The following is an 11,831-nucleotide window of genomic DNA, read 5'->3' on the forward strand; positions in this document are numbered from 1 at the left end:
ATTCCTTGTTCCTTTTTATAACGCAGGTTTCAAAATATCGATCTTGAGTATGCGCATGGCATCATCCTTGACCAATTCAGTCAGCCCGTTCGCATCGCTCTTGCCCTCGATCACCCGGCCATCGTCCAGCGTGATGCGGTAAGACTGATTGGCCGCAGCAGGCGCGGTCTCGGCGGACTCGCCCGGATAATGCAAACGGAAACGCTGATCCGTCGGCGCATTGCTGAAACTGGTCTTGGCCGCTTGCTGCGTCGAGGGACCGCCCCACTGATGGGACGCCGACAGCAGCTTGATGTCGCCCTGGGTCCCCATGGTCACGCCGCCACCGATCTTGATGTAGCTGCCATCTTCCGCCACCAGGCGGATGGTCGGCGCGGTGATCAGGACTTCGTTCTCGTTGGTGCTGATCTTCACGCCCTTCTGCGCATTGGCAGTCAGCGCGGCGTTCTGTGCCTGCAGCAGCACCGGCCCTTCGCCCGCAATCGCCTGGATGCCGGTGCCGCGAGAAAACAGCTGCATCCCCTGGCCCGCCGTGGCGTTGAAGCGCTGGCCGCTCATCAGTTGCAGATGCTGTTGCGCGATCTGGTCGATGTTCTCGCCGGCATAGTTCAGCTGCGTCTTGGGCGTCACCGCCACCGAACCCGTGGCCGCGCCGAAGGCCATGATGGCGTGCGCGGCAGAAGGGGCAGAGGCGGCGCTGTCCTGTCCACCATTGGTACTGCCCGCATCCCAGTTCCGGAATGCTCCGGCCAGCGCACTCTGGCCGCCACTGTCGGCCGCCTGGCCGCCGTGCTGGCCGGCATAGTCACCCAGGGACTTGAAGAGTTCGGTGCATTGGCCTAGCAGTTCGTTGAGTTCGTCGCGATCCAGCATCTGTCCCGCTGCCTTGTTGCGCGCATAGGTGGTCAGCAGGATGCCCTGCGCGGCACGCAGCGAGGCGGCAGCGTCGGTGCGCAGCTCGGCCCCTTCGCCGCGCGCCTGGCCGTTGCCGTCCGTGCGCGGCTGGGTCAGGTAGCCCAGGTTCAGTTCGCTGGCCGCATGTTCGCTGGCCAGCTGGCTGCTGATCTGGCCGGGCGTATCGTCAAAACGCAACTGGTTGTAGCGGTTGGCCTGGATTTCCTTGGTCTTCATCCCCGACAAAAACCGATTGCCCGGCAAGCCGCCCGCATGGCTGAAGGTGGCCGGCTTGTTCGGTCCGTTGTGCAGCACGCCGGTGACGAACATCTTGTCCGGATCGCCGTTCAGGAAATCCAGCGCAACCTCCATGCCCACACGCGGCAAAGTGTCGTGGCCATAGCCATTGCCGGCCCAGCTGCTGCTCACGCGCACATAGGCACTGTCGGCATCGGTGCCGCTGGTGCCCGCGCCCTGGGCGTGCGCGTGATCCTCAGGATTGAGGCCCAGCAACTGGACCTTGATGCGGCCGAGTTCGTCGCAATGCACCTCCTCGTTTTTCGGACCGACCACCCGTGCCGTCATCGGATGAACGCGCGGCAGGTCGATGCGCGGATCATAGGTCGGCGTGAGGGCCACGCCGCGCCGCACGCAGCTGAAACTGTTTTGATAACGGGTCTCTTCCGTGGCGGAGGTGGCCGACTGCGTGATGAGATCGGGCAGGCCGCTGCTCCAGCGGCTGCTGTCGAAGAGGAGCTGCGCCCGTTCGTTGAGCGCCTTGGGCAGGTTGTTCTGGCCGCGATGATGCAGGCGCGTGACCATGAACTGGCGTTGTTCCGGCGGCAGCTGACTGACGTCCGGGTGGCCCGTCAGCTCGAACCAGCGGCCCACGGCCAGGTCACGCACGCCGCTGCTGCCCTCGACGCTGGCCGCGCGCAGTTCGTGCGACAGCATCCGGGCGGTGGCCAGGCGCTGGTAGTCGTCGCTGGAGTCGGCCGCATGCGGCACGTCGATGAAGCTGTCAGACAGCAGCTGGGCCAGGTCATTGCCGGCCTCTCCCTGGTCGAGGATGCTGACCTGCGAGGACTGATCCATCGCGCCGTGCTTGTAGTCGGCACTGGCGCGCTGGACGCTGCCGGAAACAATGTGCTGCGAGGCCGACCACAGCGTGATGCCGTCGCGCTCTTCCGTTGCGGCCTCGCGGTGATAGCGCACGATGCCGGCGCTGGCCTGGGGCAGTTTCATCGGATCGTCGCAGAAGACCAGCGTGTGGATCGGCAATCCGGCATCGCCGGATGAGGCCGCCTCCTGAGCGCGCTTGCCGGCGGCCGTGAACCAGGCAATCCCTTCGCGGCGGCACAGGCGGCGAATGAAGTCGGCATCGGATTCGTTGAACTGCAGCGTCATCTCGCGCTGGGGATAGCGGCTGCGATCCATGGCGGCCAGGTCGAAATCAAACGCGCGGGCCAGCGCCGGGCTTCGGGTTTGCCATTCCTTGAGCAGGGTGTCGATGATGTCCGGCACGCTCTTGCTGCGGAAGATGCGGGTGTTGACCCGCCTCTCCAGGACGGACAAGGCATCGCGGATCGTCAGCTGATAGGTCGCCAGCGAACCGTCGGATTGCCCGGCCCGGGCATCGGTGATGAGGCCGCAGATCTCGTGCAGGGCACCGCGATCCGTGACCAGCCGCACCGCCACCGGCAGGCCGAGGAAGGTTTTAAGGGGGAGGTCGGAGCGGGTGGACAGGCAGGTCAGATGTCCTTCGATGCCCGTGTAGAGGCCTTCCCGGATGTCGATCCGCTGTACGACCAGCACCTGTTCCAGCGTGCTTTGCGCCTTGCCCCAGTGCAGCCGGATGGCCCGGTTGCTCTGGTTCAGGGCGGAGGAGGCAAATGCCTGCAATGCGTCGGCCAGATTCATGGCGCGGCTCCGGTCGACGCGGGAATGAATGATGTCGCCATGGTGGCGCTCCCAATTGCAATAGTTTTAATTTTTTGACGCGAGGGACGAACGATGTTGCACAAAGCTCATCAAAGGTCGCTTATCAGACCATGGGAATCTGAAGAAGGTTTCACTTCGGATGTGTGCTGACTGAAATTTTTACTTGGGTCGTGCACAGAATGTCTTTTCGGCGTGCCTGCGAACAAAGTTTGCTGGATCCCGAGCGGGTGGTGCAGGCTTGTCTGCCCGGCGATATCCATGGGCTTGGGCTGGAGATCATCCGTGGCTGCAAGGGGCTCGACATCGTCCCGGCCGACGTGGTCGAGGTGTCGCCGCCCTATGACCAGGCCGCGACCACCGCACTGGTGGCCGCTAATCTGGCCTATGAAATGTTGTGCATCCTGCCGGGCGTGAAATACCGCGCCTGAGTCAGCAGGGTGGATGGGATGTGAAGTTTCAGGCCAAAAAGCAAAATGCCCGCATCGGTTGATGCGGGCATTTTTTTTGAGGCAATCAGGCGGGCAGTGTTCAGGCCAGCGGCTTGTGCATGAACATGGCCTTGCCAGTTTCGGCTTTGAGTTCGTAACCCTCGAAGCCACAGGCGCGATACAGCGAACGCGCCACGGCATTGCCTTCCAGGACTTCCAGCGTGAGCTTGCAGCAGCCCAGTTGGCGGGCTTGGTCCTCGACCGCCGCCAGTAGCAGCTTGGCCACGCCCTGCCCGCGATAGGCAGGCATCACGGCCAGGTCATGCAGGTTCAGCAGCGGCTTGCAGGCGAAGGTCGAGAAACCTTCGATGCAGGTCGCCAGGCCTGCTGGCGTTTCACCATCGAAGGCCAGGAAGACATGGGCAGTGGGACGTTTCTTCAGCTCGGCGGCCAGGTTCTCGCGCACGTAGCCGGAGAGCTGCTTGCCGCCGCCCATGGCGTCGGAAGCGTAGGCATTGAGGGTCTCGAACAGCGCTGCCGCGTGGGCAGCGTTGCCGAGGTCGGCCTTGATGACGGTCACACTCATGTCTTTCCTTTTCTTGTGATGGACGATGAACGATGCTGCCCGGAAAGCGGCTTGAAGCCTGCTTACTTGCCGGCTGCGCGCTGGCCGCCATGGGTCAGGGCCGACGGACGCGGACCACCCTGGCGTTGCGGCTGACCGGCACTGCGCGGCTGGCCATTGGCATTGGCCGGCTTGGGTGCGCGGTTGGCATTGTTGCCGCCGTTGCCACCATTGCCGCCACCATTGCCACGTCCACCCTGGCCACGGGCGGCATTGCCGTTACCGTTGCCATTGCCATTGGCTGCCGCGCGCGGCTTGGCTGCCTGGCCATGGCCGGCGTTGCCGCCAGCCGGCTTCGGTGCCGCCGCATTGCCGTTGCCGGCGGGTTTGCGCGGAGCGCTGCGCTGGCCACCGCGTCCGCCACCGTTCTGGTGACGGCCCTGGCCGCTGCGCAGCTGGATCGGCTGCGGCTTGGCGGTCGGGTCCGGTTCGAAACCGGCGATCACTTCGACCGGGATCTCGCGCTTGATGAAGCGCTCGATGTCGTGCAGCAGGTCGCGTTCATCCACGCAGACCAGCGACACGGCTTCACCGGTGGCGCCAGCGCGGCCAGTACGGCCGATGCGGTGGACGTAGTCTTCCGGCACGTTGGGCAGGTCATAGTTGACCACGTGCGGCAGTTGGTCGATGTCGATGCCACGGGCAGCGATGTCGGTGGCGATCAGGGCGGTCAGCTTGCCGTCCTTGAATTCGGCCAGGGCCTTGGTGCGGGCCGACTGGCTCTTGTTGCCGTGGATTGCCATGGCGGTGATGCCGTCGCGGGCCAGTTGCTCGACCAGCTTGTTGGCGCCGTGCTTGGTGCGGGTGAAGACCAGCACCTGTTTCCACTGGTGGGTCTTGATCAGGTGCGCCAGCATCGGGTGCTTCTTGTCGCGGTCGACCGGGTGGATCTTCTGGGTGATCACTTCCACTGTGGAGTTGCGGCGTGCCACTTCGATCAGGGCCGGGTTGTTCAGCAGGCTGTCGGCCAGCTTCTTGATCTCGTCGGCGAAGGTGGCCGAGAACAGCAGGTTCTGGCGCTTGGGCGGCAGGGCGGCCAGCACCTTGCGGATGTCGCGGATGAAGCCCATGTCCAGCATGCGGTCGGCTTCGTCCAGCACCAGGATCTGGATGTGCTGCAGGTTCACGGTGCCTTGCTGCATGTGGTCCAGCAGGCGGCCAGGGGTGGCCACCAGGATGTCGACGCCGCGCTTCAACAGGGTGATCTGCGGATTGATGCCGACGCCGCCGAAGATGCAGGCGGAGGTCAGCGGCAGATACTTGCCGTACTGGCGCACGCTTTCTTCGACCTGGGCGGCCAGTTCGCGGGTGGGCGCCAGGATCAGCGCGCGGATGGGCAGGTGGCCGTTGATTTTCTGGCGCGGCATGGCCGACAGGCGTTGCAGCAGCGGCAGGGTGAAGCCGGCGGTCTTGCCGGTGCCGGTCTGGGCGCCGGCCAGCAGGTCACCACCGGAAAGTACGGCGGGAACGGCTTGAGCCTGAATCGGGGTAGGGGAGGTATAGCCTTGTTCGGAAACGGCACGAACGATTTCGTCGGACAAGCCGAGCGCGGAAAATGACATGAGACTCTGAAATTGGGTTTGGCCTGTGGCCCCGTGAGGGCGCCAGTCGCAGGCAAACGGGTTGGAACTTGAGGAGGGCGCGGACTTGACTGGCTATACGCCGCGCAGGCCGCAGTATAACAGCGCAGCCCGCGCACCAAGGGAATTATTTTGAGGAAGCGTGAGGCTCAGCTCATCCTTGTTGCTGCGCCAAAAAGCGCAGCACGTGCGGCAAAACCAGCGCGCTTTGCATCAGCCCGCCGAAGTGCGTCACCCCCGGCAAGCTGACGAATTCACCCTGCGGCAACAGCTTCGCCGTGCGCTGGACGGCCGCATGGCGCGCATCGGCATCGCCACAGAAGAGCAGGCAGGGCAGGTCCATGCGGGTCAGCAGGTCTTCCTGCGAGGGGCGCGGCTGCTGGGCGGCAGCGGCCAGTGCCACCAGGTCGTTGGCGCGGATGAGCATCTTCACCTGCGGCGAGATCTGCTCGTCGAGCAGGCCTTCGAAGGTGGCGATGAAGGCCTCCGGATCGCGTCCGTCGATGCCATGGAATCCATCCCAGCTGCGATCTTCATAGGGATGGGCTGCGCCCAGGATGAGGCTGCGCAGGCGCTGCGGCGCATGGCGCACCAGGCCGTAGCCGACCCAGCCGCCCAGCGAATAACCGAAGAAATGGGCGCGCTCGATACCGGCGGCATCCAGCACCGCGAGGGCATCGCGGCAGCGCTGCACCTGGGTATAGGCGGCGGGATCGTGCGGCTTGTCGCTTTGACCGTGGCCCAGTGCGTCGAAGAGGATGACCTGGAAATGCTCGCGCAGCACCTCCGTGAAGCCGAAGAAGCGCCAGGCTTCCAGGCTGCTGGTGAAACCGTGGTGCAGGAGCAGGGGCGGGCCGTTGCCCTCGATCTGGTAGTGGATCTTGCGGTGGTCGCTGAGGGCAAAGGGCATGTGTATGCGTGCAGGGTTGGTCAGGTTGGGTCAGTTCTTCTCGTCGGCCAGCTTCTTGCAGCGGCGCGCCAGCATCTCGCGCGAGCGCGCGCAGATTTCTTCATTGCTGAGGTCTTCGATATGCGTGGCGATCGACCATACATGGCCAAAAGGATCGCGCAGCGTGCCGGAGCGATCACCGTAGAACTGGTTCTGAACGGGGCGCAGCTGTACTGCACCTGCGGCCAGCGCCTGGCTGAAGACAGCATCGACATCGGCCACGTAGACCAGCAGGCTCACGCCTGCGCCGCCCAGGGTCTGGGGGCTGAGGAAACCGAGTTCGGGATGTTCGTCGGCCAGCATCACGCGGGCATTGCCGATCTGGATCTCTGCGTGCCAGACCTTGCCGTGCGGACCGTCGAGCCGCATGATCTCGGCCGCGTCGAAAGCACGCCGGTAGAAGGCGATGGCCTCGGCGGATGTCTTGACGATCAGGTAGGGGGTGACGCTGTGGTAGCCGGGTGGCAACGCGCAAGTGGCCTGGTCGTTGCTGGCTTGCTGGGAAGGAAGGTTCATGTCGTCTCCTCGGTCTGCGCCGGTAGCCGCACTATAGCAGCAATGCCGGACGCAATGAGGAGACGGTTTGTTGCAGGAGAAACGATCCGGCTGAATCAGGCGAATTCAGACAGCAGGTTCACTTGCTGCGCGAAGATCTTCGGGCTGCCGGCGATGACGTCGCCCTTGTAGAGATAGTCGGAGTCGCCCTTGAAGGTGCCCACGATACCGCCCGCTTCGGTCACCAGCAGGGAGCCGGCGGCGATGTCCCAGGGCTTCAGGCCCTTCTCGAAGAAGCCGTCCAGGCGGCCGGCGGCCACATAGGCCAGGTCCAGGGCAGCGGCACCCGGACGGCGCAGGCCGGCGCTGTGCTCGGTCATGACCTTGAACATCTTGACGTATTCGTTCAGGCCATCCAGATCGCGGAAGGGGAAGCCGGTACCGATCAGGGCATCGGCGATCTTGTCGCGCTTGCCCACGCGGATGCGCTTTTCGTTCAGGTAGGCACCTGCACCCTTGGAGGCGGTGAAGAGGTCGTTGCGGGTCGGGTCATAGACCACCGCCTGGGTGATGATGCCGCGCTGCTGCAGGGCGATCGAGACGCAGTACTGCGGGAAGCCGTGGATGAAGTTGGTGGTGCCGTCCAGGGGATCGATGATCCAGACGTTTTCGTTTTCATCGTGCAGGTTGTCGGACGCACCCGATTCCTCGGCCAGGATGGCGTGGTCGGGGTAGGCGTTCTTGAGCACGTCGATGATCGCATCCTCGGCTGCCTTGTCCACCTCGGTGACGAAGTCGTTGTGCGACTTCTTCGACACTTTCAGCAGCGACACGTCGAAGGACGCGCGGTTGATGATGGTAGCGGCGCGGCGGGCTGCCTTGATCGCCGTATTGAGCATGGGTGGGATGATCATTCCGATGGTTCCGTTAAAATTGCGGCCACCGAAGACGATGGCTGCGTTGCTCATCGTCGCCATGGCCGACCAGCCAGCCTTCCGCGACAAGCATGCGGAACAGCTGGCCAGGCGAAACCCGGCAGTCAAACCAGTGCGACGATGAAATTAATGAGCGTTGCGCCGCCCGCGGCTGTTATGCTTGCGGGTTTGCCAGGCAGTCCAGGGGCAGTGGCGTCGGTCAAGTCGGCGAACAAAGTCGACCTGGGTTGACAGCCTTGCTGCAATATTGGCGTTTTGCCAACATCTGATCCTGGGGCGCGAATCCCGCTATTTTAAATGAACAAGCAAGTGTCAGGACAATCTCTTTTCAGCCGTTTGCGTTTCGTGCTGGTCAATACCAGCAGTCCCGGCAACATTGGCTCGGCCGCACGGGCCATCAAGACCATGGGCTTTTCGGAGCTGGTGCTGGTCAATCCGCGCTTTCCGGACGCGGTGAAGGAAGATGAAGCCATTGCCTTCGCCAGTGGTGCGCTGGATGTGTTGCAAAATGCACGCATCGTCGGCAGCGTGGAAGAAGCGTTGCAGGGATGCAACTTCGCCGCTGCCGTCAGTGCCCGTTTGCGCGAATTCTCGCCGCCGGTGGTCTCGCCGCGCGAGCTGGCGGGGCAGCTGTCGCGTGATACCGGCTTGAATGCCGCCCTGTTGTTCGGCAATGAACGGTTTGGCCTGCCCAATGAGGTGGTGCAGAAGTGCAATGCCTTGCTCAATATCCCTGCCAATCCGGACTATTCCTCGCTGAACCTGTCGCAGGCGGTGCAGGTGCTGGCTTATGAATGCCGCATGACCGAGCTGGAACTGCAGGGTGGCCCCATGCAGACCAGTGGCGATGCACGCGCGCCGGGCGAGGTGGGTTTCCATGGGCAGAGTGCCAGCGTGGCCGAGATCGAGGGCATGTTCGCGCATCTGGAACAGGCGCTGGTGGCCATCGATTTCCTCAATCCCGACAATCCCAAGAAGCTGATGCCGCGCTTGAAACGCATGTTCTCGCGCGCCCAGCTGGAGACCGAAGAGGTCAACATCCTGCGCGGCATCGCCCGTCAGATACTGGAACCGAAGCAGGCCAAGGCCGGCCGGCAAGAACAAAACGAACAAGGAGAAGGCTGACATGGCCAAGCTGACCCTGGACCGCATCCTGCAATCGCAGGGTTTTGGTTCGCGCAAATATTGCCGCGAGCTCATCGAGGATGGTGAAGTGTCCATCAATGGCGAGGTAGTGGATGATTACCGCGCCACACCCGATACCAATGGCCTGGTGCTGACCATCTTCGAGGAAGAGTGGGAATACCGCGAGCACGTCTACATCGCCATCAACAAGCCGCAGAACATCGAATGCTCGCGCAAGCCCAGCCACCACCCGGGCGTGCTGACGCTGCTGCCGGAACAGTTCACCTGGCGCGACGTGCAGCCGGTGGGCCGGCTGGATCACGATACGACCGGTTTGCTGCTGATGTCGGATGATGGTGCTTTCATTCACGCGCAGTCCTCGCCCAAGCGCCACGTACCCAAGGTGTATGCCGCCACCACCGCCGAGCCGGTGACCGAGGCCCTGATCGCGCAACTGAAGGCCGGTGTGCAACTGCATGATGAGCCGGCACCGCTGGCCGCGACCCGTTGCCGCCAACTGGGTGAGAACCTGCTGGAAATCGTGCTGGAGCAGGGCAAGTATCACCAGGTCAAGCGCATGCTCGCCGCCGCCGGCAATCATTGCAGTGCCTTGCGGCGTACCGCCATCGGCGGCTTGCAGCTGGAGGCGTTGGAACTGGAAGAAGGGGAGTGGACTTATCTGGATGCGGAGCAGATGGCCTTGCTGGTGCCGGATGCGGAGTGAACGACAGTTCAGTGGCGCAGCGCTTCTGCTGACATGGTGCGCCGCTCGTGCAGCACCCGCAGAAGACTGAAAACTTCATCCTGCACGCGATAAAACAGAAGATAAGGGAAGTGATCCAGCTGCCACATCCGCAGCGAACGATCCGGCAGCAGGTGGGCATAGCGTCGTGAGCCCATGCCGGGTTGCCGGGTCAGGTTGTGCAGAGTGTGGGTGAGCTCGTCGTTGAAACGTTCTCCCAAGGCAGACGAAAGCTCAGCGTAATAATCGGAGATGAAGAGAATGTCGCGTTGCGCGACCAGAGACAGGCGGATGCGCATGCGCAACCATCAAGCTTTGGTACGGATACGCTCGCGCAGTTGACTGGCGAGGTCGTCGATGGCGATATCGATGGAAGGGCTGGCGTGCAGGCCTTCCTCGATCAGCGCCAGAAGGCTTTGCTCTTCTTGAGTCTGCGGGCCGAGGGCAGACGGGCCGGCTTCACGGGCCTGGGAATACTTGTCGGCGAGGGGGCGGGTATGGGAAGTCATCTGGCGATTATAGGCGTGGCGATTGCCGGATCGTCGCCCAAGATTGCCGCGAGGGTGATCTTTCCGTTTTTACCGAATTTCTTCTGCCCATCCCCTCGCATCAATTCAATGCCGCGCGTCGCTCGCCTCGCTCGCGCCACCCACATCGGCCACGAACAGCTGGGCGCAGTCCACCGCATCGAACTCGTAATGCTGGCCGCAGAAATCGCAGTCAATGGCCAGTTTTTCCATCTGTGACAAGGCTTCAGCCACTTCTTCCTGGCCCAGCATCTTGAGCATGTTGCCAACCTTCTCGCGCGAGCAGGAGCAGTGGAATTGCGGATGCACCGGATCGAAGACGCGGATGGTCTGTTCCCAGAACAGCCGATGCATCAGCGTGGCGATATCGGTGGAAAGCAGTTCTTCGCGCTTGAGGGTATCGCCCAGCATGACCATGTGGTTCCAGTCTTCCAGCTCGCCTTCCGGCTTGACGGTCGGGGCCGCATTGCCGCCGATGGACGGCAGCTTCTGCAGCAGCAGGCCGCGCGAGACCTTTTCATCGGCTGCCAGCCACAGCTTGGTATCGAGCTGTTCGGAGCGCAGCATGTAATTCTCGATGACGGTGGCTACGCTCTCGCCATCCAGCGGGACCACGCCCTGGTAGGCTTGCTGGCCGGGCAGCTTGTCCTTGGGGTCGAGGGTGATGACGAAGCGGCCGTTGCCATTGGCATTGACCAGATCGGTCAGCGTTGCATCGTCAGCGATCTCGGCATCATCGGACAGCTTGGCGGTAGCGCGCAGTTGCAGTTCGGAGTCGCACTCGACCACCAGCAGCTTGACCGGGCCGTCGCCATGGATCTGCATGACGATCATGCCGTTGAACTTCAGGTTGGCCGACAGCAGGGCGGACGCCGCCAGCATCTCGCCCAGCAGCGTGCGCACCGCGACCGGATAGTCACGGCGGGCTTGCACCTGGCGCCAGGTGTCCGAAATCTCGACCAGCTCGCCGCGAACGGGCGCGTTGTCGACCAGGAATTTTTGCAGCGTGTCTTTCATCGTTTCCTTTGCTTGACCGCTCAGGCAATGCGCTTGAGCTGGGTGTTGAACTGTTGCGCGCGCTGCACGTAGCTGTCGGTGCCAGCCCGCATGCGCGCGATATCTTCTTCACTCAACTGGCGAACCGCCTTGGCAGGTGCACCGATGATCAGGGAGTTGTCGGGAAACTCCTTGCCTTCGGTCACCAGGGCACCGGCTCCGACCAGGCAGTTCTTGCCGATCCGGGCACCGTTGAGCACCACCGCCTGGATGCCGATCAGCGCGCCCTCGCCAATGGTGCAGCCATGCAGCATGGCCTGGTGTCCTACGGTGACGTTCTTGCCGATCACCATCGGATAGCCATGATCGGTATGCAATACCGCACCTTCCTGCACATTGCTGTTCTCACCAATGGTGATGAGCTCGTTGTCGCCACGGATGGCGACGTTGAACCAGACACTGGAATGGGCTTCCATCCTGACCTTGCCCACCACCGTGGACGACTCGGCCACGAAGGCGGTCTCGTGGATCTCGGGAATGTCCTGCGCCAATTGGTAGATCGCCATAATAAAATTGTCTCCTCGTTACCTGCTG

General features: G+C 62.9%; 12 protein-coding genes and 1 pseudogene. 3 read left to right on the plus strand and 10 right to left on the minus strand.

What is annotated here, in order from left to right:
- Nucleotides 1-15: 15 nt before the first annotated feature.
- A complete protein-coding gene (locus E2K99_RS08665) occupies nt 16-2,814 on the minus strand; it encodes a type VI secretion system Vgr family protein (RefSeq protein WP_134221977.1) in 2,799 nt (932 codons plus the stop codon).
- Nucleotides 2,815-3,101: 287 nt separating this feature from the next.
- Here E2K99_RS08665 and E2K99_RS08670 point away from each other — a divergent pair.
- A pseudogene (locus tag E2K99_RS08670) lies at nt 3,102-3,263 on the plus strand (arginase family protein); the annotation flags it as partial.
- Between the two features lie 100 nt (nt 3,264-3,363).
- Here the strand turns inward: E2K99_RS08670 and E2K99_RS08675 are convergent.
- The 5 genes from E2K99_RS08675 to E2K99_RS08695 all read right to left on the minus strand — a co-directional run bounded on the left by E2K99_RS08675 (nt 3,364) and on the right by E2K99_RS08695 (nt 7,826).
- The gene (locus tag E2K99_RS08675) at nt 3,364-3,849 is read right to left on the minus strand and encodes a GNAT family N-acetyltransferase (RefSeq protein WP_121039088.1); all 486 of its coding nucleotides are present in this window, start codon (nt 3,847-3,849) and stop codon (nt 3,364-3,366) included.
- Between the two features lie 62 nt (nt 3,850-3,911).
- Entirely contained in the window at nt 3,912-5,450 is a 1,539-nt protein-coding gene (locus E2K99_RS08680; protein WP_134221978.1) for a DEAD/DEAH box helicase, read from the minus strand.
- Between the two features lie 172 nt (nt 5,451-5,622).
- Nucleotides 5,623-6,378, minus strand: coding sequence for an alpha/beta fold hydrolase (locus E2K99_RS08685; RefSeq protein WP_134221979.1), 756 nt, complete (start codon nt 6,376-6,378; stop codon nt 5,623-5,625).
- Nucleotides 6,379-6,408: 30 nt separating this feature from the next.
- A complete protein-coding gene (locus E2K99_RS08690; RefSeq protein WP_134221980.1) occupies nt 6,409-6,933 on the minus strand; it encodes a VOC family protein in 525 nt (174 codons plus the stop codon).
- A 95-nt stretch (nt 6,934-7,028) separates the two neighbouring features.
- Nucleotides 7,029-7,826 (minus strand): inositol monophosphatase family protein, encoded by a 798-nt coding sequence (locus E2K99_RS08695; protein ID WP_034334500.1) that lies wholly within the window; start codon nt 7,824-7,826, stop codon nt 7,029-7,031.
- Nucleotides 7,827-8,144: 318 nt separating this feature from the next.
- Here E2K99_RS08695 and E2K99_RS08705 point away from each other — a divergent pair, with 318 nt between their 5' ends.
- Both E2K99_RS08705 and E2K99_RS08710 read left to right on the plus strand, forming a co-directional pair.
- On the plus strand, nt 8,145-8,972 hold the full coding sequence (locus tag E2K99_RS08705; protein WP_134221981.1) for an RNA methyltransferase: 828 nt from the start codon (nt 8,145-8,147) through the stop codon (nt 8,970-8,972).
- Between the two features lies 1 nt (nt 8,973).
- Nucleotides 8,974-9,696, plus strand: coding sequence for a pseudouridine synthase (locus E2K99_RS08710; RefSeq protein WP_034334494.1), 723 nt, complete (start codon nt 8,974-8,976; stop codon nt 9,694-9,696).
- Nucleotides 9,697-9,704: 8 nt separating this feature from the next.
- Here E2K99_RS08710 and E2K99_RS08715 read toward each other — a convergent pair whose 3' ends face one another.
- From E2K99_RS08715 to E2K99_RS08730, 4 genes are all read right to left on the minus strand, one after another.
- Nucleotides 9,705-10,013, minus strand: coding sequence for a type II toxin-antitoxin system RelE/ParE family toxin (locus E2K99_RS08715; protein ID WP_205703765.1), 309 nt, complete (start codon nt 10,011-10,013; stop codon nt 9,705-9,707).
- Between the two features lie 9 nt (nt 10,014-10,022).
- Nucleotides 10,023-10,223, minus strand: coding sequence for a hypothetical protein (locus E2K99_RS08720; protein ID WP_134221983.1), 201 nt, complete (start codon nt 10,221-10,223; stop codon nt 10,023-10,025).
- Between the two features lie 105 nt (nt 10,224-10,328).
- Entirely contained in the window at nt 10,329-11,258 is a 930-nt protein-coding gene (gene hslO, locus E2K99_RS08725; protein ID WP_134221984.1) for an Hsp33 family molecular chaperone HslO, read from the minus strand.
- Between the two features lie 20 nt (nt 11,259-11,278).
- On the minus strand, nt 11,279-11,803 hold the full coding sequence (locus tag E2K99_RS08730; protein ID WP_134221985.1) for a gamma carbonic anhydrase family protein: 525 nt from the start codon (nt 11,801-11,803) through the stop codon (nt 11,279-11,281).
- Nucleotides 11,804-11,831 lie beyond the last annotated feature (28 nt).

It is taken from the genome of Herbaspirillum huttiense (genome assembly GCF_004367745.1).
Taxonomy (GTDB): domain Bacteria; phylum Pseudomonadota; class Gammaproteobacteria; order Burkholderiales; family Burkholderiaceae_D; genus Herbaspirillum; species Herbaspirillum huttiense.

Bases quoted from the DNA above. Each gene is read 5' to 3' on its own strand.
- E2K99_RS08665 (WP_134221977.1), bottom strand. From the start codon at position 2,814: ATGAATCTGGCCGACGCATTGCAGGCATTTGCCTCCTCCGCCCTGAAC.
- E2K99_RS08675 (WP_121039088.1), bottom strand. From the start codon at position 3,849: ATGAGTGTGACCGTCATCAAGGCCGACCTCGGCAACGCTGCCCACGCG.
- E2K99_RS08680 (WP_134221978.1), bottom strand. From the start codon at position 5,450: ATGTCATTTTCCGCGCTCGGCTTGTCCGACGAAATCGTTCGTGCCGTT.
- E2K99_RS08685 (WP_134221979.1), bottom strand. From the start codon at position 6,378: ATGCCCTTTGCCCTCAGCGACCACCGCAAGATCCACTACCAGATCGAG.
- E2K99_RS08690 (WP_134221980.1), bottom strand. From the start codon at position 6,933: ATGAACCTTCCTTCCCAGCAAGCCAGCAACGACCAGGCCACTTGCGCG.
- E2K99_RS08695 (WP_034334500.1), bottom strand. From the start codon at position 7,826: ATGATCATCCCACCCATGCTCAATACGGCGATCAAGGCAGCCCGCCGC.
- E2K99_RS08705 (WP_134221981.1), top strand. From the start codon at position 8,145: ATGAACAAGCAAGTGTCAGGACAATCTCTTTTCAGCCGTTTGCGTTTC.
- E2K99_RS08710 (WP_034334494.1), top strand. From the start codon at position 8,974: ATGGCCAAGCTGACCCTGGACCGCATCCTGCAATCGCAGGGTTTTGGT.
- E2K99_RS08715 (WP_205703765.1), bottom strand. From the start codon at position 10,013: ATGCGCATCCGCCTGTCTCTGGTCGCGCAACGCGACATTCTCTTCATC.
- E2K99_RS08720 (WP_134221983.1), bottom strand. From the start codon at position 10,223: ATGACTTCCCATACCCGCCCCCTCGCCGACAAGTATTCCCAGGCCCGT.
- hslO (WP_134221984.1), bottom strand. From the start codon at position 11,258: ATGAAAGACACGCTGCAAAAATTCCTGGTCGACAACGCGCCCGTTCGC.
- E2K99_RS08730 (WP_134221985.1), bottom strand. From the start codon at position 11,803: ATGGCGATCTACCAATTGGCGCAGGACATTCCCGAGATCCACGAGACC.